This is a genomic window from Eubacterium sp. SB2, assembly GCF_001244405.1.
Taxonomy (GTDB): Bacteria; Bacillota; Clostridia; order Lachnospirales; family Lachnospiraceae; genus Faecalicatena; species Faecalicatena contortus_B.
Genome location: NZ_LN865149.1, coordinates 215619 through 237578 on the forward strand (window position 1 = coordinate 215619; position 21960 = coordinate 237578).

General features: G+C 45.7%; 13 protein-coding genes. 2 read left to right on the forward strand and 11 right to left on the reverse strand.

Features of this window, described 5'->3' with window-relative positions; translation table 11 throughout:
- Positions 1-46: 46 nt before the first annotated feature.
- From BN1938_RS02845 to BN1938_RS02885, 9 genes are all read right to left on the reverse strand, one after another.
- A complete protein-coding gene (locus BN1938_RS02845) occupies positions 47-1186 on the reverse strand; it encodes a CdaR family transcriptional regulator (RefSeq protein ID WP_050639145.1) in 1140 nt (379 codons plus the stop codon).
- Between the two features lie 228 nt (positions 1187-1414).
- Positions 1415-2740: a GntP family permease gene (locus tag BN1938_RS02850; protein WP_050639146.1), complete on the reverse strand. Its 1326-nt coding sequence runs from the start codon at positions 2738-2740 to the stop codon at positions 1415-1417.
- Between the two features lie 108 nt (positions 2741-2848).
- Positions 2849-3139: a GIY-YIG nuclease family protein gene (locus BN1938_RS02855; protein ID WP_050639240.1), complete on the reverse strand. Its 291-nt coding sequence runs from the start codon at positions 3137-3139 to the stop codon at positions 2849-2851.
- 544 nt (positions 3140-3683) lie between these two features.
- Positions 3684-4424, reverse strand: coding sequence for a M23 family metallopeptidase (locus tag BN1938_RS02860; RefSeq protein ID WP_050639147.1), 741 nt, complete (start codon positions 4422-4424; stop codon positions 3684-3686).
- A gap of 42 nt (positions 4425-4466) precedes the next feature.
- Positions 4467-5555 carry a SpoIID/LytB domain-containing protein gene (locus BN1938_RS02865; protein WP_050639148.1) on the reverse strand — a complete coding sequence of 363 codons (1089 nt, stop codon included), beginning with the start codon at positions 5553-5555 and terminating at the stop codon, positions 4467-4469.
- Positions 5556-5612: 57 nt separating this feature from the next.
- On the reverse strand, positions 5613-6680 hold the full coding sequence (locus tag BN1938_RS02870) for an RNA-binding protein (protein WP_187376283.1): 1068 nt from the start codon (positions 6678-6680) through the stop codon (positions 5613-5615).
- Positions 6681-6689: 9 nt separating this feature from the next.
- On the reverse strand, positions 6690-9164 hold the full coding sequence (locus tag BN1938_RS02875; RefSeq protein WP_050639149.1) for a glycogen/starch/alpha-glucan phosphorylase: 2475 nt from the start codon (positions 9162-9164) through the stop codon (positions 6690-6692).
- Positions 9165-9169: 5 nt separating this feature from the next.
- The gene (gene ileS, locus BN1938_RS02880) at positions 9170-12325 is read right to left on the reverse strand and encodes an isoleucine--tRNA ligase (RefSeq protein WP_050639150.1); all 3156 of its coding nucleotides are present in this window, start codon (positions 12323-12325) and stop codon (positions 9170-9172) included.
- A 705-nt stretch (positions 12326-13030) separates the two neighbouring features.
- On the reverse strand, positions 13031-13942 hold the full coding sequence (locus BN1938_RS02885; RefSeq protein WP_050639151.1) for an Rpn family recombination-promoting nuclease/putative transposase: 912 nt from the start codon (positions 13940-13942) through the stop codon (positions 13031-13033).
- A 434-nt stretch (positions 13943-14376) separates the two neighbouring features.
- On the opposite strand from BN1938_RS02885, the gene BN1938_RS02890 reads away from it, so the two are divergent.
- Positions 14377-15564, forward strand: a complete 1188-nt coding sequence (locus BN1938_RS02890; protein WP_050639152.1) for an AfsR/SARP family transcriptional regulator — start codon at positions 14377-14379, stop codon at positions 15562-15564.
- Between the two features lie 233 nt (positions 15565-15797).
- Here the strand turns inward: BN1938_RS02890 and BN1938_RS02895 are convergent, their stop codons facing one another.
- A complete protein-coding gene (locus BN1938_RS02895; protein ID WP_050639153.1) occupies positions 15798-17039 on the reverse strand; it encodes a uroporphyrinogen decarboxylase family protein in 1242 nt (413 codons plus the stop codon).
- 213 nt (positions 17040-17252) lie between these two features.
- Here BN1938_RS02895 and BN1938_RS02900 point away from each other — a divergent pair, with 213 nt between their 5' ends.
- Positions 17253-19550, forward strand: a complete 2298-nt coding sequence (locus tag BN1938_RS02900) for an extracellular solute-binding protein (RefSeq protein WP_050639154.1) — start codon at positions 17253-17255, stop codon at positions 19548-19550.
- A 426-nt stretch (positions 19551-19976) separates the two neighbouring features.
- Here BN1938_RS02900 and BN1938_RS02905 read toward each other — a convergent pair whose 3' ends face one another.
- A complete protein-coding gene (locus BN1938_RS02905) occupies positions 19977-21377 on the reverse strand; it encodes a D-alanyl-D-alanine carboxypeptidase family protein (RefSeq protein ID WP_050639155.1) in 1401 nt (466 codons plus the stop codon).
- Between the last annotated feature and the right edge of the window lie 583 nt (positions 21378-21960).

The following is a 21960-nucleotide window of genomic DNA, read 5'->3' on the forward strand; positions in this document are numbered from 1 at the left end:
ATTAAAAAACAGCGTAGGTCCTTTATGGGACTTTCGCTGTTTTTTCCTAGAAACCGTTTCTTTTTCTCTTAAAATACGCACACATATACTTTAAAAATTCTTTTTCATTCGATTTTTGTAAAGGATTTATGGAGAAGATTACTTTTAGCTTATTTAACCGGAATACAAGGGTATTCTTGTGAATAAATAATTCCTTGCTGCTGTCTACCAGATTATAATTATTACGCTCAAGGGCGTCAACAAGCTCTACTATATCATCCTGATTTTTCTCATCAAGCAGCTCCTCAAACACATGATATATCTGATGCAGTTCCATAAACGGGACAAGGGAATGTATGTATTCGCCGGCATAATCATAGAAATATACGCCTCTGCTTTTTGCCTTTACATGATCCCGGAGCCAACAGCATTGTTGATATGCTTTTCTATACTCTTCCAGCTCATTCTGGAATGTTCCGATATAAAAATGGCACTCAATATCACGGTCCAGCAAGAAGCCAAGAAAGTTACCCAAATATTCCCCTATTACATACTTATATGTCCCCTGAAGAATCTTGCCTTTGTCAAAACATTTAAATATAATAATTTGCTTTTCCCTTGTCACCGCAGAAATATCTTCATAAGTATGCAGACTGCCCTCTTTGATTTTCCGAAGGAGTTCCGAGGTATCCACATTTCCTTCTGTTGTAATCAGTATGGGGATTCTGACGGCTGTTTCCGAGTACCCAAGCTGGGAGGCATAATATTTTAAAGAATACAGATCTGTATCTTCACCATAGAGAATTAAATTCAGAAACTGCTCCTTCAGATTCTTCCGGTGCTGTATATCTTCTTTATATAACTCATATTCCAGCATGGTTTCCACAGACATTCTCATAATCTTCAGTATGGGAGCAACCTCATCAGGATTTCCTGTCATTCCAATTACGCCAATCTTCTTATGATGATAAAAAATGGCCATATTGATACCATATTTTACCCCCAGATAATTATGCTCTTCATGCTCTGTTATAATCTCATCATCCTCACCATTTATGATCTTATAAGCAATTTCGTGGAATCCTCCAATCCTTTCTTTGTCCTTGCTGGCAATAATAATCCCCTTTTCGTTCATAATGTTTACATTATATTCCGTAAATTCGGAAATCTTGTCGATGAACCGCTCAGCAAGTATCTTATCTAACATATCCTCTCTCCCTTACTTAAAAAACAATTATCTTTTAGGTGTATTTACTTATTTAACAGATATCCGAACCATGAACAGACAGTTTCTTATACTCTCTGTTATGAACAAAAGCACGCTCCTGCAGGACTTTATCATTATCCCCTGCAGAAACGCACTTATTATGTATACTTTTGTATCTGTTCATGGTTCTGGACAGTTACATACTTTTTATTGCTAACAAAACTGCCGTTACACAACACCAAGTCCGCCAAGAAATACCATGGCAAAAGAGGTAAGCAGCGGTATGATAACGGTAACCATAAACATATCAAAATAAATCTGTTTGTATCCATATCCGGACAGATCCAACAGTACCAGCACACCGCCATTATGGGGAAGGCTGTCAAATGCAGCCGATGATACTGCCGCAACACGATGGAAAGTCTGAAGCGATATTCCCGTTGACTGGGACAAATCGATAAACTTACTGCTCATGGCATCCATTGCTATGGTTAATCCACCGGAGGATGACCCTGTGGCCGCTGTTATCACATAGATAGCAATTGCCTCCGCAATCAGTGGATTGCTTATATTCACAGAAAAGATAGCATCTGTAAGCGCTGCAAAGGCTGGGACAGCTTTGATTACCGCACCAAAACCAACGATTGCACTTGTATTCAATGTAGGTATAATCGAGTTTGTTGCACCATCGTTCAGTGTTTTCAGCGGATGGAGATACTTTAGATTTAATAAAATTCCAACAATATTACCGAGCAGCAACGCCGGAATAATCATATTTGCCTTTACAAAGTCACCCACCGGTAAAATTGCAGGTAATACATTATAACTGACAAGTACTGTTATAAGCGGTATCAGAGAAATAAGAGGATGGGGTAAATCCTCTGCATTTTCAGAAGGCAGCTCTTTCCCCGGCTGTTCATCAAAGAATAATCCCTTCTTCTCATATCGTTTTTTGGCATGTCCCAGCCACAGCATAGATAATGCGAACATCATGACTGCTGCAATAATTCCCAGTACAGGCGCCGCCATCGCAGTTGTGCCAAAATAGTTGGTCGGAATAATATTCTGGATTGCGGGTGATCCGGGAAGCGCCACCATCGTAAATGTAAACGTCCCGGCCTGTATTGTTGCCGGTATTAGACGCCTGGAGATATTTGCCTCCCGAAAAATAGCCAGTGCCAGCGGATACAAGGCAAAAGAAGCAACAAACATAGAAACTCCGCCATAAGTCAGAACTGCCCCGGCAAGCACGATAGAAAGCAATGCTTTCCCTTTTCCAAGCTTCCCGACAATGAAAAGTGCAATAGACTTTGATGCCCCTGAATCCTCCATTACTTTGCCGAAGATTGCCCCCAGCATAAACATCGGCAGATACGTTTTTGCAAACCCAACCATACCTTCCATATAGGTTGTCATGTACGCCTGAAAAAAATCAACTCCACTCAAAATTGCAACGAGTATGGCACATATGGGCGTTGCAATATAAATGGAAACCCCCTTGAACACCAAAAAAATAAGTAGAATCAACCCTAAAAAAATAATTGCTATCTCCATGATTTTCCTCCTGATATTTGTTACACCTATTATATCAAGGAGAGCAGCAGACGTTCTTGTACCCGGAATACAAACAATTGTTTCTTTTTTAGATTCAAATACTAAAAATCACTTATAAGCCTTTAAGGATCTAGCCGCCCCATTTCCACAGGCCAGTCCTCTGCCGCCAAGCAGCTCCAGCTTCTTCCTGCGCGGCAGCAGCTTAATAGCATACTCCCGCCGCATAGCCTCCTCCTTCGTTTCAAAAGCCTCAAAATAAGCCAGCTCCACAGGCCTGCGTGCCCGTGTATACTTAGCTCCCTTCCCCGCATTATGGTCACTCACCCGTTTCTCCAGGTCATTCGTCCACCCCGTATACAAACTCCCGTCCCTGCACCTCAAAATATATGTATAATTCATCCAGCAAACACACCTTTCCATACCTATCACTATACCACATATCCACATTCTGATCAAAAAAAACTCCCCCACTGTGGATAACTCCAGCAATTTTCCACCCCAACAAGAAATTTTGTGGATAACTAAAAAAGTTTATTTATAACCAGATAACCAAATTCCCACAGCCCCCCTATAAAATCTTTAATCTTTATTGTCCGCGTCTCCCATCCGCCTCTTCCGCCTTCCGTCCGGATGCACCCAGCCTGCCCGGCGCATGGAACAGCCACCCGCCGGGAAGACATCTGGTGTTTTCCTGCGCATCCAGCGTGTGATTAGAAACACTTACAGCAAAACAGGAGAATCTTATGGCCAAATCTTGATTTTCAAAATCAAAATTTGAGGCGGCTGAACTGAGAAAGCATCAAGCTTTCTCAGTGAATCCGCCTGTAGCCATAAGATTCTCCTGTTTTGTTGTTAGTGTTTCTTTCACAAAGCGCCAGCGCTAGAGCGTGTCTAAAAATTCATTGCCGCAATATGCTGCTCCATGCGCCGGGCAGGCGTCCCTTTAAGACTCCATAAAGTCCATAGGATTCACAGGAGCCCCATCTTTGAGCACCTCGAAATAAAGGTTCGGCCCTTCCACGCTATAATATTTTGTTGGTTCGCTCAGATATCCGACTGTCTGGCCAGCATCTACATAATCTCCGACCTCTACCGGCACTTCTTTGAGCTGCCCGTATACTGCGCTGTATCCATTTCCCATATCCAGGGTAACTGTAGTACCTGTCTGGGCGGACTGTTCTACATTAGTAACAACGCCCGGTGCGGATGCACCGATCATTTCTCCAACCTGGCCGCCAATAATCAGTGCCGGATTGTACTTATACTGTTCCAATGTTGAAAAGTATACCGTTTTGTCCATACTGTAGTTAATCAGTACTGCGCCGCTTGCCGGCCATGTGAGCAGGCTCTCCTCGCTGAAATATACTTGCGCGGTATTTCCTGCTGTCTCCGCATTTCCTGCGGAATTGTCCTGTGCGCTTTCATTCTCTTCGGTGTCATTTTCTGTTGATGTATTACCTTCTGCTTCCGGCAGGACAATATCATTAGTTGTCGTTGCCTCGCTCTTTTCTTTTGTTAGCTGTTCAGTCTGTTCCTCGGCTTTAGCCAGCTGCTGGTTTAATTTTTTATTATAATTGTTGAATGTATATGCTCCAACCATTACAATGACAGCAACAAAGCAGATCACGATTCCGACTGCTGCGCCCTTTCCTTTTAATAAAGATGGCTTTTCATTCTTATTCATATTCATCACCTCTGGCTATATTTTTGCCAGAAAAATGACGCCTTATTCTATTTTTGTAAATATTTCTCCGCCATCTGTCAGATTTGTTCCTTCAAAAAAATTTTGCAGAATTTCTTCGCAGCTTTTTCCCTCTTTTGCCATCTCGTTTGCCGTCCACTGCTTGATCAACAAGCCGTGCCCTTTTCCCATAGTCGTAATCCGAAGGCCCCCGTCCTCTTCCTGCAGAGAAAACGCACTGGACGCCAGTGACATCCACTGGCTCATCCCCAGGCCGTGCCCTTTTCCCATAGTCGTAATCCGAAGGCCCCCGTCCGCTTCCTGCAGAGAAAACGCACTGGACGCCAGTGACAGGGCCTCCCGGAACTGTTCGCCGCTGCAGACCGTATCACCAATCCTCATCTGTGATACATATCCCGCAGAATCATAGGCTTGTATCTCAAAGTCAGAGAAACTGTAGGTTTTTTCTGCATTTTCTTTATCCACGGCCACTAGAAACGGCTGGCACTTGGCCTGTATTTCCTTGTATTCCATGTTGTAAACATGCATCTCGTCCTCGGCTTCTTTATCCTTTGGACATTCTTTTACCGCCAGATAGGGGCAGTCTTCATTTCCCAGAACTTCCTGGCCGCTTCTCGTTTTACCATTGCTGGCCTGGTGGAACGGCACCAATGCATACGTGTCATTATAGTATAACACCTGATTTTCGGTCTCATCCATTGCCTTTTTTAATTTTTTGTAATAAGTTTCAAATTCCTTGGCACTCCACTTTTTTTCCAGAGATTTTGTATCCAGGTAATTGTCCTCCAGCAGCTTATCCTCACTGCTGTCCAACGTTTGGTAGAGGTTGGTACGGATCAGAACTGCCTGTGCTTTCAGCGCTTCTTCTTCATAATTTCCGGGCATTTCTTTTGCAAGCATGCCCAGAAAATATTCATCCCAGGGCACCTTGATCACCTGATCACTTCCATCCTCCGATGTTTTCTTTACCTGCACATAAGCACCGCCATTTTTCCCGTTTACTTCCATATCCGCGCCGTTTACAAAAACCGCGACCACATAGGGAAGCAGAATTAAAATAAGTAAAAATGAACAGACGGTTTTGACTTTTTGCCGCATATAACGTTGTCCCATAAAAAAGCCCTCCATATATATATTATATGAAGGGCTCAAAGGGGTCAGACCCCTTTTTTATAAGTCACTGTTTTCTTTCTTTTCTGTGTACTCCTCATAGGTCTGGGTACCCTGTGGCTGCTCCTGCGTTTCTACATCAGTCTCTGGCCCGGATACCTTCTCTTCTGTTTTGGCTTCCGTATCCGGCAGAATAATCACTGACGGCTCCGGCGCGCGTTCCGGCTCCTCCTCTGAACCAGGAGCCTTTGGTGCTGATACCGGTGCTTCAGGCGTCACTGGAGGTACTGGAGGAACGGGAGGTACAGGCGGCGTACTCATATCCGGTGTTGTGGGAGGCACTGGGGTCTCCGGTGCTGCTGGGGTTTCCGGTGCTGGCGCCTGGGGCGCAGGTACTGCGGTATATGGCCCCGGCATGGATCCGGCCGGCGGCATAGTTGGGTAACCCGGCTGGATAAACGGTCTTCCCAGATCCGGCTCCATTCCCGGATTAAAGTTCCTGTTGCGCATTGCGAAGAGGCAGATGGACTCGTAAAGAGGAACTACCATGCACAGTACTGCGTGCGCAATGGACATGTTTTTGGAAGTAAATTTCTCAAGAATCTGGTGATTTACGAGAACACTCAGTACTTTATAGAAGGCACTGTACACGATAGCCGCAATCACCCAGATAATTGCTATAATGATGATTCCCATGATCATACCACTGCTGAAATGGGAGGATGTACCGCCCCCGTGGCTGTATAAAGCACTGGAATAGAGGCTGGAAAACGCCCCCAGTCCAACTACCCAGACGATCATATAAAAAATAAAGTTTACCACACCAAAGATAAACGGCATTGCAAGGAGCCAGATCCCCGGATTTTTGATGGTTTTGGATTTGAGGGTTATGCTTCCGCCCAGCTCTCCGTGGAGATATGTCCTTGCAAACGGAATGAACGCGAGCCAAGGGTAATCCATGCCCTGTCTCTTTGCAATCGTATACATACCGATTCCTTTGAATACATAACTGATTACGTAGAAAATGAACCACACTGCGAGCACGATCAGATAAATGGCCAGAATCCCCGTAAGCATTGAATCCACCGGTGAGTTATAAGTATAAGTATAGCTGTCATAAAAATTCATAAATGCCTCCTATTCCGGCTGTCCTGACGGGACATCCACTTTTTCGAGTTTCCAGATATCCTTTACATACTCCTCGATTGTCCGGTCTGAGGTGAACTTCCCGCTGCATGCAGTGTTCATCATCGCCATTTTCGACCATCTCTGTACGTCGCGGTAGGCAGCCTCCACTTTTTTCTGCGCCTCTGCGTACGCGCGGAAATCCTTCAGAATAAAGTAGGTATCGGGCCTGTTTGTGCAATGTGTATTTAAAAGGGAGTTATACAGGTTCTTGTACATCTCGTGGTTGCCGCCCGCATAGGTGCCGTCCATCAGCTGGTCTACCACGCGTTTGAGCTCCCAGTCATTAAAGTAAATGTCAATCGGATTATAGCCGCCGTTATTCTCGTAGTTAATAACCTCCTCGGAAGTTAACCCGAAGATAAATGCATTCTCCGCTCCGACTTCCTCCACGATCTCCACATTGGCGCCGTCCATTGTTCCCAGAGTCGGTGCGCCGTTGAGCATGAACTTCATATTTCCGGTGCCGGATGCCTCCTTGGACGCGGTCGAGATCTGCTCGCTCACATCCGCTGCCGCAAACAGAAGCTCCGCATTAGATACGCGGTAATCTTCGATAAATACAACCTTCAGCTTGCCGTTGATGCTTCTGTCATTGTTCACCACATCCGCTACGGAGTTGATCAGCTTGATCGTCTCTTTGGCTCTGAGATAGCCTGCCGCGGCCTTTGCTCCAAAGATAAATGTCCTTGGATAAAATGACATCTCCGGATGCTCCTTAATCTGATTGTACAGATACATAATGTGCAGAATATTCAGCAGCTGACGCTTATATTCGTGAAGTCTCTTGACCTGCACATCAAAGATGGAAGTAGGATCCACATCAATTCCATTATTTTCTTTGATATATTTTGCAAGGCGTACCTTGTTCTGATACTTGATCTGCATAAATTCTTTTCTTGCGCGCTCATCATTCACCAGCGGCTTCAGGTTGCCGATCAAGGATAAATCCGTGATCCAGCCGTCCCCAATCCTTTCCGTGATCCAATCCGCAAGAAGCGGGTTGCCATGGAGAAGAAAACGTCTCTGTGTGATCCCGTTTGTTTTATTATTAAACTTCTCCGGCATCATGTCATAGAAATCTTTCAGTTCCTGATTTTTCAGGATCTCCGTGTGCAGCCTTGCCACACCGTTGACGGAGAAACCGGCTATAATCGCCATATGCGCCATGCGCACCTGATTGTCCCTGAGGATTGCCACTTTTCTGACCTTCTCTTCATTGCCCGGATATTTGGCGCGGACCTCCTGCAGGAAACGGCGGTCGATCTCCTGGACGATCTGGTAAATACGCGGAAGCAGCTTAGAGAACAGATCGATCGGCCATTTTTCCAGTGCCTCTGCCATAATCGTATGGTTGGTATAGGCACAGGTCTTTGTGGTCACTTCCCATGCCTCCTCCCAGGTCAGGCCTTCCACATCAATGAGCAGCCTCATCAGCTCCGGTACGGCAACCGTCGGATGCGTATCGTTCATCTGGATTGCCACCTTCTCATAAAGCTTTTTGATGTCGTCGTGGTCCTTTTTATACTTCGCAATCAGGGCCTGCAGGCTGGCTGAGATAAAGAAATACTGCTGTTTCAGCCTCAGCTCCTTGCCGGCATAGTGATTATCGTTGGGATAGAGCACATCCACGATCATCTTGGCAAGGTTCTCCTGCTCAACCGCCTTGTGGTAGTCCCCTCTGTCAAATGATTCCAGGGAAAAGTTCGTGATCGGCTCCGCATCCCAGATCCGCAGTGTATTCACCACATGGTTCCCATAGCCCACGATCGGCATATCATACGGAATCGCGCGCACGGATTCATAATTTTCCTGAATAAACTTATCTCTGCCGGTCTCCGGATCTTTTTCAAAACGAATCGTACCGCCGAAGCGCACCTCTTTTGCGTATTCCTGTCTGCGCAGCTCGAAGGGATTGCCTTCCTTGAGCCAGTCATCCGGTGTCTCGATCTGGTAGCCATTCTCAATCTTCTGCTTAAACATCCCATAGCGGTAGCGAATACCGCATCCATATGCAGGGTAATTCAGTGTTGCCAGTGAATCCAGGAAACATGCGGCCAGACGCCCCAGACCTCCGTTTCCAAGCGCCGCATCCGGCTCCTGGTCCTCGATCACGTTCAGATCGATATTCATCTCCTCCAGCGCTTCCCTCACGTCCCCGTAGGCAGTCATATTAATCAGGTTATTGCCCAAGGCACGGCCCATCAGAAATTCCATGGACATGTAATAGACCGTCTTGGCATCCTGCTTCCTGTACTCCGCCTGCGTTGCCAGCCAGTCATCAATGATGATGTCCTTCACGGCATAGGAAACCGCCTGGAATATCTGCTGGGGCGTCGCCTCCTCTATCTTCTTCCGGTACAGTGTTTTCACATTGTCCCGGACGATTTCTTTGAAAACTTCTTTTTCAAATCGCTTACTATACATATATCTTACATCCCTTCTTTCATTACGCCCATTGTAACAGCCTCGCCGTTTATCTTCCATTCCTTCACATAGCCTGCCGGTTCTGCCTTCACAACTTCGTTTGCGAGTACTTCGCTTCCGATCTCTTTCCCGTGCTTTGAAAAAACATCTTCTGCTTTTGCGCTTCCAGCGTAAGTCACTTTGATCTTATCCATGACCTCAAAACCTGCTTCCTTACGCATCGTCTGGATCTTGCTGATAATCTCTCTTACAAAACCTTCCTCTAACAGTTCTTCTGACAGATTCGTATCCAGAACAACGGTTATACCGTTATCATTTTCAGATACATATCCCTCCATCTGCGCCGTGTCAATCAGCAGATCTTCCTTAAACAGAGTAATCTCCTGTCCGCTGATGTCCAGCTTCAATGCTCCAGTTTCATTAATCTCGTCCATAGCAGCATTGCCGTCGAGACTGTCCAGGGCAGACTTGATTCCACCTAACATCTTACCATACTTTGGCCCGACTGTCTTTAACTGTGGTTTAAAACTATATGAAGTAAAGTCTCTTACATCCTCTGTGAACTTCATATTCTTGACGTTCAGCTCATCTTCAACGATTTCCTGATAAAATTCCGGCAGATCAAAACCCGCCTTCACAAACATCTGGCCGATTGGCTGGCGGTTCTTGATGTTAGCCGTATTGCGGCACGCGCGTCCCATAACAACCAGCTTCAGGACATTCGCCATATTGGACTCCAGCTCTCCATCGATATAAGTCTCGTTGACAACCGGAAAATCACAGAGATGGATACTCTCCGGTGCCCCACTGTCAATGCTGCATACCAGATTCTGATAGATCTCCTCTGTCATAAACGGAATCATCGGCGCCGCTACCTTCGCAACGGTCACAAGCGCAGTGTACAGCGTCATATACGCATTGATCTTATCCTGCTCCATGCCCTTTGCCCAGAAACGCTCCCGGCTTCTTCTGACATACCAGTTGCTCATGTCATCCACAAAGTCCTGCAGCGCCCTTGCGCTCTCCGGAATCCTGTAATTTTCAAGGTTCTCATCCACGGTCTTTATCAGTGTATTCAGTTTGGACAGCAGCCATTTATCCATAACACTCAGTTTTTCGTAATCCAAGCTGTATTTGGTTGCATCAAATTCATCTATATTTGCATACAGTACAAAAAATGCATAGGTATTCCACAGCGTTCCCATAAACTTACGCTGTCCCTCTGTCACTGCTTTTCCATGGAAACGGTTCGGCAGCCACGGCGCGCTGTTCACATAGAAGTACCAGCGGATTGCATCCGCGCCATACTGATTCAGCGCATCAAACGGATCCACTGCATTTCCCTTGGACTTGCTCATCTTCTGGCCATTCTCATCCTGCACATGGCCAAGCACGATGACATTCTTGTAAGGCGACTTATTAAAGAGCAGAGTAGAGATCGCCAGCAGAGAATAGAACCATCCTCTCGTCTGATCCACAGCCTCTGATATAAAGTCTGCCGGGAACTGCTGTTCAAACAGGTCTTTATTCTCAAACGGATAGTGATGCTGTGCAAACGGCATAGAGCCGCTGTCAAACCAGCAGTCAATCACCTCTGGCACGCGGTGCATCTCTTTACCGCAGACCGGGCATTTTATCGTAACATCATCAATATATGGGCGGTGAAGCTCGATATCATCCGGACAGTTATCGGACATGGATTTCAGTTCCTCAATGCTTCCGATAGAATGCTGATGTCCGCACTCACACTCCCAGATATTCAAAGGCGTACCCCAGTAACGGTTGCGGCTGATGCCCCAATCCTGCACATTTTCCAGCCAGTCGCCGAAACGTCCCTTCCCGATACTCTCAGGGATCCAGTTGATCGTATTGTTATTGGCAATCAGATCGTCCTTCACGGCGGTCATGTTGATGAACCAGGATTCGCGCGCGTAGTAGATCAGCGGCGTATCGCATCTCCAGCAGTGCGGATAGCTGTGCTCGAACTTCGGAGCATCAAAGAGAAGCCCTCTCTCCTCCAGATCTTTCAGGACCATCGGATCCGCCTTCTTTACGAAGACTCCGGCAAATGGCGTGGATTCCGCCATATTTCCCTTTTCATCTACAAGCTGTACGAACGGCAGTCCATAGCTTCTCCCAACATTCGCATCGTCTTCACCAAAAGCAGGGGCAATGTGTACAATACCGGTACCATCCGTCAGTGTAACGTAGGAATCACAGGTCACATAGAACGCCTTCTTATTCTGCTTCGCAGCCCCCTCCGCCGCACAGGCAAACAGAGGCTCATATTCCATGTATTCCAGATCCTTTCCTTTATATGTCTCCAGAATCTCATATGCCGGCTTATCTTCCTCTGCCAGCTTGCCAAGCACCGTATCCAGCAGCGCCTGCGCCATATAATACACATAGCCGTCTGCTGCCTTTACCTTCACATAATCCTCCGCCGGATTCACGCAGAGCGCCAGGTTAGAAGGCAGTGTCCAGGGCGTGGTTGTCCATGCCAGAATATAAGCATCCTCATCCTTCACCTTAAATCTGACAATCGCAGAACGTTCCTTGACATCCTTATATCCCTGGGCCACTTCCTGCGCAGACAGAGGAGTCCCGCACCGCGGGCAGTAAGGTACAATCTTAAATCCCTTATAAAGAAAGCCCTTATCCCAGATCTGTTTCAGCCCCCACCACTCGGATTCGATAAAATTATTATCATAGGTCACATAGGGATGTTCCATATCAGCCCAAAATCCAACCGTACTGGAGAAATCTTCCCACATCCCCTTATATTTCCATACACTTTCTTTACACTTATCGATAAAAGGCTCCAGGCCATATTCCTCAATCTGATCTTTCCCGTCGAGTCCCAGAAGCTTTTCCACCTCCAGCTCGACCGGAAGCCCGTGAGTATCCCATCCGGCTTTACGCGGAACCATATACCCCTTCATCGTGCGGTATCTCGGAATCATATCCTTGATAACGCGCGTCAGCACATGTCCGATATGAGGCTTCCCATTCGCGGTCGGAGGCCCGTCATAGAATGTATACTCAGGGCAGCCTTCCCGCTCCTCCATACTTTTCCGAAAAATATTATGATCAGCCCAGAACTTTTCAACTTCTTTTTCACGCTCAACAAAATTCATATCCGTAGAAACTTTCTTATACATAACTCATCTCACCTTCCTATAATTATTTCATTTAACACGAAACGGACACCCCCGCTCCCTGCTTCCTTTGCGCCTGCGGCGGCCGCTGCGCGGCATCTACCTCTTACGCCGCAGTGCGCATCCCCCGGAGGGTTTTTATGATATTAGTAATTCCAGTGGAATTTCCAATATCATGCAATAGAGTTTCGCTCGCGAAACTCGCGCCTGCGGCGGCCGCTGCGCGGCATCTACCTCTTACGCCGCAGTGCGCATCCCCCGGAGGGTTTTTATGATATTGGTAATTCCTATGGAATTTCCAATATCATAAAAAAGCTTCCGCCCTGTAATAGGACGAAAGCTTTCACTGTCGTTTACCACCTGTTACAACATACTCCGGCCTTTTTAATCCTGCCTTGTATATGCGTTCCCGTAACGGGGGAACTCCGTCAGTCTCTACTGCTTCCGTTTCGAGAACTGCGACTCAGAAGTGATGTTCAGAAACCACTTACTCATACCGGGCTCGCACCACCTCCGGCTCGCTGCAAATTTCAGTGAAAACTTACTGTCTTCGTCATAGTCTTTTTTGTCTGCACAGGGATATTATAAAAAGAAACCGGGGAATAGTCAAGGGATTGCACATATATTTCACCAAAATTCATCACATTGTAGAAATTTAAAGAAACGTTTGAACTATTACTGCAGAATTGCATCTATTTCACTATCCCCTTATTCACTTTTCCCAAACTTTTTATAATATTCTTTCGCCTTCTGCTCAGACAAAGTAAATCTTTTTTGCAATTTTATTAAAATCTTATTCTCATCAAAGCCTTCCTCTATATAATCCAGTACCATCGCTCTAATGCCTTTCTCTACCCCTTGTGATAATCCTTGTTCTAGCCCTTGTTCTAGCCCTTGTTCTAAGCCCTGCGCTATTCCCTCGTTTCTGGCTTCTTCCCGTTCATAATATCTTTCTTCCCAAGCCTGCACATATCTCACCCCCGCTTCCTCACTCGTTTTCACCTTACGTACCCGCTGATGTATGCGCTGAATCCGCTCGCTGTCCATATTTGCCGCCGTCTCATCGTTTGTATGTTCCAGATAATAAAGAAATTGTGCCAATTCCTCGGAAACTTCCTCTTTGTTCGTGCCGTGTGTATTTAAAAAAACCCTTACTGCTCCGTCTTCCAGGCAGCACTCCGGTACTTCCTCGCATCTGGATCTGAACGTATACATATATTTATCATAGCCAAATAAATCAAATGTCATAATCATGATGATGTATGCCATATTCAGATGGTTATAATCGGGAACCCCCGGTTCCAAAAGAGAGGTGTCTATTATAGCCTGGTAGTACCTGCTTCTTTTTGCCAGGTCTCCTCTCTTTTTCTGCTGCATTTCCGTATTGTAAATGATAGCGTCTTCATCCATAGAAAATACGTCCATCCGAATTGCGCGCAAAAGCGGCGATACCCGAAGTTCCTTTTCCGTCTCATTTTTATCCAGCAGCGGTACATTCCGCCCAAAGATAATACTTAATACGTCCTGATGCGCCCTTGGGTCTTCCATTACTTCATCAAACAAAAAGCGGTTTGTAAGGTTTAACTCTTTTAACGGTATAATTTTTCGCTTTGTGTCCATATAGTTCTCCTCTATTTTACCACATATTTTCTTCTGTTAATAGTGAATGGCACACGAAAAAACAATCATAGGCATTCCTCCTTGCAATTATTAAATTCTTCAAACATTGAATCACCGGACGAAACTGCCCTTAGGATTGAAATTAGATATTTCAAAAATAATGAGTATAAAGAATGTTTGAAATGAATCCAGATTCATGGATTGGACTCATTCACATTAACATATAAAACCAAGGATTGTCAATGTATCTGTGCATCTATAACAGGATAACCGTATATAAGTTTATCCTGCCAAGATATTTGTTGAACTTCCTGTTACGAATCATGTATAATAGGATCAGGCATTTATCCGAGGAGCATAACGACACTGCTCCTGCTGACCGGCATTTTACTTATTTAAATACCCTATTCAAAACTACAAAGGAGATTGGTTATATGAGAAGAAAGCCTGACCTTCACATTCGATTTTTTAACGATTTTGCAGTATCCAGCCCCTATTATGAGTACGCTCCGAGCTCACACAACAGTACACAGCTGACATTGCTGATATCCTACCTGGTAGCCAATCAGGATACCAAAGTGCCAAAAGATGTACTGATGGCCATGCTGTGGCCCGATGAAAAGGATAAGTGTCCGGTCGGCGCCCTGCGCAATCTGGTATACAGAGCACGAAAAGAACTTGAACATCTTTATCCCGATAAGGATGTGGATTACATCAAGTTTACCCAGGATGCCTACTACTGGAATCCCGATCTTTACTGTAAGATCGACATCCATGACTTTGAGAATTACAACAACCTGGCCCGGCAGGAACCTGATCCGGAAAGGCAGTTCCGTTATTACTACCGGATGCACCGCCTGTATACAGGTGAATTCCTTTCCAACCACACCTCCATCGAATGGGTTCAGTACCGCATAACCTATTATAAAAATATGTATATTAACTGTACCATGAATATGTGTGAATATCTCTATACCAGGCACCGTTATGACGAATTGATTGCTCTATGTGACCAATCTATTATTTTCTATCCCGACGAAGACCGTTTTTACCGTTATAAACTGCTTGCTTATCTGGGTATGAATACCATTAAGACAGCGCTGGAATACTACCACACTACCCTGGATTTCTTTTCTTCCAAATACGGTACTGATATCAGCGGATCTCTGAGGGATGTCCATCAGGAGATTCTCCTGCGCATGCCCAGCAAAGAACTTGATATCAACGAACTGGAAACAACACTTGGAAAAGATGATAAGAGCGGACAGACTTTTTACTGTAACTTTGATATCTTTAAGAACATCTATCATCTGCATTCCCGCTCCTCCCTGCGTATGCCGGGCCGGCATTATCTGATGCTGCTTACCCTGCATTCAAAAAAGGAAAAGATGCCGGATGCCGCAAAGGTGAAAGAAGTCATGGAAACCCTGTACTATATGCTTTCCACACATTTGCGTAAAAATGACGTTTTCACCAGAACATCGCTGACTCAGTACTCTGTGCTACTGAGCGTTACAGAAAAAATAGGCGTGGATACGGTAGCTGCCCGAATAAGCGAGGCGTTCCATGAGATGAATTCAAATTCGGAATTGTATCTGGAAGTCTCAAGCAAGGAAATCTAAAAACCGGAACCAAGCGGGCAAGCCCCGGAGAAATTTCCGATATCATATACCAGCACCGCAGCAGAAGAGGCAGACTGTACCGGGGATGCATACTTAATGCATGATCCCCGGTACAGCCCGCCTCTCCTACTGCGGTGCTGTTTTAATCTCTTTATTCTTATTGTATATTTCCAGAACTGTCACATTATGATAGCATACTGTGACTTTATTGAACCTGCTTTTATTGAAAGTACCTATTTACGTGAATCCGCCACGGCCCGGTACATAGCCAGTATGTTAACTCCCGGTACGTCGGGCATGATATTGTGTTCCTGATTAAAGACAAATCCGCCGCCCGGAGCAAAGATATCAATCATTCTTCTTGTATACTCATACACTTCTTCCGGTGTGGACCGGTTCAGGATGCTTCTCGTATTGCATCCCCCGCCCCAAAATGTGATATCCTTTCCGAACTCGCGTTTCAGTACCGCAGGATCCATCTGATAGGCCGTTGTCTGAACCGGGTTGATTACATCGTATCCTGCATCAATCAAATCTCCTATGATCGGATATATAGAACCGCAGGAGTGCAGAAATGTTTTCATGCTGCTGTGTTTGTGTACATATTCGTTTAACTGTCTGTGGTATGGTTTGAATAATTCCTGATATTTTTCCCTGGACATAAACATTCCCGTGTCCATTCCCAGATCATCACCAAAACGCAGGATATCTACGATATCCCCCACTGATTCACATACCTTTTCCAGTGTGGCAAGATGGCGGATCATCAGTTGTTCTACCAGTGATTCCACATTTTCAGGGTCTGCATATGTGTCCATCAGAAAATTGTCGATTCTCCTCAGGAAAGTCCCCCACTCAAACAGGTTACATCCGCAGGTGATCATCAGCGCTCGGTCTGTCTTTTCCCTGAGCGCCAGCGTGCGCTCTCTTAACTTCTGGTAAAAGTTCTCTTCACCTGCATGATCCCATGGACTGTGCACCAAAGCGCTCCAGAGTACTTTTCCCATCTGGTGGTCCAGGTCAGACCAATCATCCGGATAATCATCCATATATGGAAAATATGTCTGGTCAAAAAAAGTGGCTCCGACCGGCATTCTTGCGATTAATGTGCCCTCCTCATCATGGACTACATAGTCTCCGTTTTCCAGCTTTTTGGGCCGGAACCATTTTGGATACTGGCCCGTGGAGCCATCCGCAAGTGTCACATCATACCAGTCATCGTCATTCTCATTGAATACTCTTCCTATATCAATTACATCTACGCCGAATTGATCCATAAGCTCAATCTCCGGCTGTACAACCTGTTGTACTACATCATATATTCTTGTATGCCCGCCGGAGATTCCCATCTCCTTTTTCAGATTGTTATAAGCAATTGCAGATATACCTGAACTCGGCGTCCCGCCCAGATCCAGCGGCACATAATCAGGTTCTTCGTGGTTGATAGATGCTAAGACTCTTTCCCTTGACGTCATGCTGTTTATTCCTCCATTTCTAAACGGTTAGATTTTTCTATATGCGGTAAATGATTTGTTATTTTTGATTATAAACTAAAATACTGCAAATTCAATACCATTTTTTAAATTCTAATCTAAACGTTTAGATATTTTGATTTACTTAACCTGATGTGTTATGATGAAACAATAAAAACACGCTGTAATTTTTATTCATACTGGAGGTGATTATCATTGGCAACCTTAAAAGATGTTGCAAAAGACGCCGGAGTCTCGATTGCAACGGTTTCCTGCTGTCTGAGCGGCGCAAAAAATGTAAAACCGGAGACCCGTGCCAGGATCATGGATTCCATAGAAAAGCTAAAATATATTCCCAATGCGTCGGCGCGCAGCCTCAAAACTGCAGATTCAAAAAAGATCGGGATTGTTCTCACTGATATCGATGATTATTACCACGCCGAAATATTCAAAGGCATCTCATCTTATCTTCAGAATAAGGGGTTCAGCATGAATGTTGCTTTTTCCAACAACTCCCCTGATATCGAATGTGATAAAATAGATGATTTTGTAAGCGGCAATGTGTCCGGTCTGTTAATCATCACGTCTCAGCCCGGGAATACGGATTTTTTTACAACCAGGATCAAAAATTATAATATCCCCACCGTCTTTATCGAACGCAGGCCGGACAATATGAATGCTAGTTTTGTCGGTTTTGATAATGTGAAAACCGCCTACTATCTCACGGAAAACCTGCTCAGGAAAGGCTATCAGAACATTGCCCTGATTACCGGTTCGCAGCAGTTCTCTTCCGAGGCCGAGTCCATAGAAGGGTACCGGACTGCTCTGCAGGATTATGGTCGGCCCGTGAACCCCGATCTGATCCGTTCTGCCAATATGACCAAAGAAGATGGATTTAAGGCATTTCTCACCCTTCCCCTCCTGAACCAGGTAGACGCCGTGATCACTACATCGGAAAATGCAGCCCAGGGCGTGGCAGAAGCCTGCAAAATACACGGGAGCAACCCATCGGAAGATATACAGATCCTGACTTTTGGGGAAGAGTCCTGGAGCCGTGCCAGCCTGTCCGGAATCACCCATACCTCCCGTACCGCATTTACACTGGGCCAAAAAGCCGCCGGGCTGCTGATGAAAAATATAGAATCCCCTGTTCTGTTTGAGGAAAAGACCCTGCTTTTTACAGATGAAATTATACACACCAGGCTTTTCATTCCCGAAGCAAAAAAAAACAGTCCTACGGTCAAAAAGACAAACACTGCACAGGAACCGCTTCGTATCCTGATGGCTGACCTTGCAACCTCCCATGCCGCCAGACTGCTTTCCGAAAATTTCACCAGACAGACCGGTATTCCGGCAGAGATTGATTTCGCTGCACAAAACGAACTTCTGGATAAAATTGTGGAGGATATGGGCTGTTCACAATCCCGCTATGATATTTATATGTACGACATTCCCTGGCTGCAGTATCTGGTACAGAACGGAATGATTGCAGATATAACAGACTATATCCAAAGCGATCGCTTTCATCCGGAGGCCTTTTTTCCGGAGAATCTGGAAAACTGTATGTTTGATAAACATTATTATGGCATTCCCATCGTAGGAGGATCGCAAATTTTGTTTTACAGAAGGGATCTCTTTGAGAACCGGAACGTACAAAAAGAATTTAAGAAGATGTTCCAGATCCCGCTCTCACCGCCCCGTACATGGACAGAATTCAACGGAATCGCTTCCTTTTTTACAAGAGAATACAATCCAAACTCCCCAACCCTTTACGGAACTTCCATGGCTGGAATCGTGGACGAGGAACTGGCCCCCGAAATCCTGATCCGCCTCTGGTCCTACGGGGGAAAAATATGGGATAAATACAACCGGGTCTGTCTGAATACTCCGGAAAATAACCAGGCCTTCGGCAGTATCCTAAAAACCCTTGATTATATCGGGAGGCCTCCGTTTGACACTGCAATTGAACAGACTGTCGAGGATTTTTGTTCCGGAAAAACAGCGATGCTGATCACCTACTCAGAATATGCGGGCCAGATCTGCCAAAGCATCCACAACCATATCATAGGCCGTGTCGGATACGAACCCATCCCCGGAAAAACCCCTGCCAGCGTGGGATGGAACCTGGGGATGAATCCATGCACTGCCAGATCAGAAGAAGCATGTATGTATTTCCAGTGGCTCTCTCATAAAGATATCAGCATCTACATGACCATTCTGGACGGCCAGTCCCCTGCACGGGCGCCTTACTCCAGCCACGAACTGCTGAAGCTTTATCCCTGGATGGAACTGACCGAAAAAAGCTTCGAATACTGCCGGAAAAGAACCGGGCCTTACAGTAAAAATTCCCTGATCATCCCGCAGAGCCGGATTGAGGCTGCACTTTGCAGTGTAATGAAGAATATTGTAAACAATGGGATGTCCGTCACAGAGGCTTTGAATAACGGGCAGGAAGAAATGCAGGCACTGTTTAAATCTTATGGGTATCCGAAACCGCTGCATTTGTTGGGGTAGGGGGGACGCCTGTAGGGAGATGTGCGGGGGAAACTACCTGCCGCTTTCAGGGTACCGCCCGTTTGCTAAGAATTGCTACCCAAAACTTATGCCGGATTTGAAGGCCCCATCGACATTCACCGGGCAATCTTGATGATTGCCCGGCTCAGGTCGATTTAAAATTTGCTTTGGAGAGCAAATTTTCGCCTTCAAATCCGGCATGACTTTTGGTTAGCAATTCTAACGCGCACTATAGGCCCCCTGAAAGCGGCAGGTAGTTTCCCCCGCACATCTCCCTACAGGCTGCGTGCATCCAATCGTAGAATAGATGCATCGGGAGGGCACTGATATTGGTGAAAGCGGATTGAGTCAGTTAATAAAAATTTTTCTTTAGAAATAGAATTTAATTTTTATAAGTCTGGTATTACTTATAGTAACGGTTATATGTTACTCCTTGCGGTTGCGGTTTTTTCTGTGCAGCATTACTGATCCTGCGATGATCAGTATGAGAAGCACAGCTGCGGAACCTATTCCAACATACAATTTAAGCCTGGGCTGTTTGGCTTTTTCATCTTTTGCAGGCTCTGCCGGCGCTGGTTGGGTTTCCTGTTTATTTTCTATTTTACGGCTGTCGCTTGCTGCAGTATCTCCCATCAGTTTTTGATAGCCTTCCTCTGTCAGAGTAACCTCTGCGCTGCCCACTGCCTGGCCTTTATAGGTATAGATAATTTTTCCGTCCCGGATTCCATTTTCGGTTAATACGATGTTTTTCTCCAGGCTGGAAAAGTTTACGCTCTGGGGTAGTACGACATAGGGGTTCTCTGTGTTAAAATTACTGATGTCTTCTGAGGTTTCCAGTGTCTCAACTGGAACTTTTTTGAAGTTCGAAAATACATAGTCCATCATGGCTCTTGTGTCGGTATAGGCATCTACACCGTAATCATAGAGTACTACGGCAGCCAGGTGCATGTCTCCGTTATCTGCCATTGTCACCAGGGTTGTCTTGGCCTGGTCCGTATAACCGGTTTTACCGCCGGTACAGTATTCGTAATAATAGTAATTTTCCGGCCACAGCATCTTGTGGTTCTGTTGAAATACGCGTTCTTCCTGTGTCAGGTTTGTGGGTCCGATTTTATATTCCAGTGTCCCCATGATGGTTCTGAATTCTGGCTGCTGGTACACGGCAGACGCGATAAGCGCCATGTCATGGGCCGTTGTGTAATGCTCATCATCGTGAAGCCCATTCGGATTCACCCAATGCGAATTGGTACATCCAAGCTCTTTTGCCCTGTCATTCATTTTCTGGATAAATGTATCATAGTTTCCACCCAGGCGCTGCTCTCCCACGCTTTCGGCAACCGCATGTGAAACTTCATTTGCAGAAGCCAGAAGTACTGCATGGAGCGAATCATCCAGGCTTAATTCCTCTCCCGCTTTCATCCCAATCTGTGCATCATCATACTGCAGAAAGGAGATACTGTCCTCTGTAAACTTTACCTTATCGGCCAGATCTGCATTCTCCAGTGCAACAAGCGTGGTCAGGAGTTTTGTGATACTCGCCGGGAAATGCTTTGCATCCATATTCTTTCCATACAGGATCGCACCGCTCTCCATATCCATTACAACTGCCGAATCGGCGTACACCTTCGGACCTTCTGGCCATGCCTCCAGGCCGTTTGTATCGATCTTTGCCTCATAGGATGACGCTTTTTCCTGCGCTTCCGCTTCGGCTGCAAGCTCCTCCTCCGTCTTCTCCTGTGTATCGCCATCTTCCGCCAGTACAACGGACGGGGAAAGTATCAAAATTGCTGCTAATAAAAAACAAAATAAAAACCGTTTTAACTTCATAATTCCCTCCAGATTTTTATTATCATATGCGGAACCTGCCAAACTCATTCTTATATAAAATTTATTATTGAGATTTTACTGTTTTAGATAAGAATCTATACATTACATACTACCTCAAATATTAGCCGCTTACAAGTAATAAACTTTTGAAATCTCTCCGTCAACGAGAATGGTTACTTTTCACCTCCCAGCCAACATCTAAATCGGGATTTAGTTGACAGGCTTCAGTCCTGTCGACGGACGGGGACGCTTCATGACAGGGAGGCCGGGAAGGCGCTGGGGCTGTATATGCCGTTGCGATATGCACCCGTGCTGCTAAGTGTTTCTAGAACAGCCGCTGCCGGCTAGGCGGGTACGCTGAACACATCACGGGAAATCTGATGATTTCCCGCGCTGGGTTCAGCAAACACTTGATTCGGAGATCAAGTGTTTCCCCGCCTATCCGGCAGCGGCTGTTCAAGAAACACTAAGCGCACTCCAGCATTTCGCAACGGCATATACAGCCCCAGCGCCTCCCCGGCCTCCCTGTCATAAAGCTGGCTCATCCAATCGGCAGGAAAACTCGCCAACCGGGTGGGATCCC

What these genes read in the sequence shown, in the direction of transcription:
- BN1938_RS02845 (WP_050639145.1), bottom strand. Translation starts at nt 1,186, where the DNA reads ATGTTAGATAAGATACTTGCTGAGCGGTTCATCGACAAGATTTCCGAA.
- BN1938_RS02850 (WP_050639146.1), bottom strand. Translation starts at nt 2,740, where the DNA reads ATGGAGATAGCAATTATTTTTTTAGGGTTGATTCTACTTATTTTTTTG.
- BN1938_RS02855 (WP_050639240.1), bottom strand. Translation starts at nt 3,139, where the DNA reads ATGAATTATACATATATTTTGAGGTGCAGGGACGGGAGTTTGTATACG.
- BN1938_RS02860 (WP_050639147.1), bottom strand. Translation starts at nt 4,424, where the DNA reads ATGAATAAGAATGAAAAGCCATCTTTATTAAAAGGAAAGGGCGCAGCA.
- BN1938_RS02865 (WP_050639148.1), bottom strand. Translation starts at nt 5,555, where the DNA reads ATGGGACAACGTTATATGCGGCAAAAAGTCAAAACCGTCTGTTCATTT.
- BN1938_RS02870 (WP_187376283.1), bottom strand. Translation starts at nt 6,680, where the DNA reads ATGAATTTTTATGACAGCTATACTTATACTTATAACTCACCGGTGGAT.
- BN1938_RS02875 (WP_050639149.1), bottom strand. Translation starts at nt 9,164, where the DNA reads ATGTATAGTAAGCGATTTGAAAAAGAAGTTTTCAAAGAAATCGTCCGG.
- ileS (WP_050639150.1), bottom strand. Translation starts at nt 12,325, where the DNA reads ATGTATAAGAAAGTTTCTACGGATATGAATTTTGTTGAGCGTGAAAAA.
- BN1938_RS02885 (WP_050639151.1), bottom strand. Translation starts at nt 13,942, where the DNA reads ATGGACACAAAGCGAAAAATTATACCGTTAAAAGAGTTAAACCTTACA.
- BN1938_RS02890 (WP_050639152.1), top strand. Translation starts at nt 14,377, where the DNA reads ATGAGAAGAAAGCCTGACCTTCACATTCGATTTTTTAACGATTTTGCA.
- BN1938_RS02895 (WP_050639153.1), bottom strand. Translation starts at nt 17,039, where the DNA reads ATGACGTCAAGGGAAAGAGTCTTAGCATCTATCAACCACGAAGAACCT.
- BN1938_RS02905 (WP_050639155.1), bottom strand. Translation starts at nt 21,377, where the DNA reads ATGAAGTTAAAACGGTTTTTATTTTGTTTTTTATTAGCAGCAATTTTG.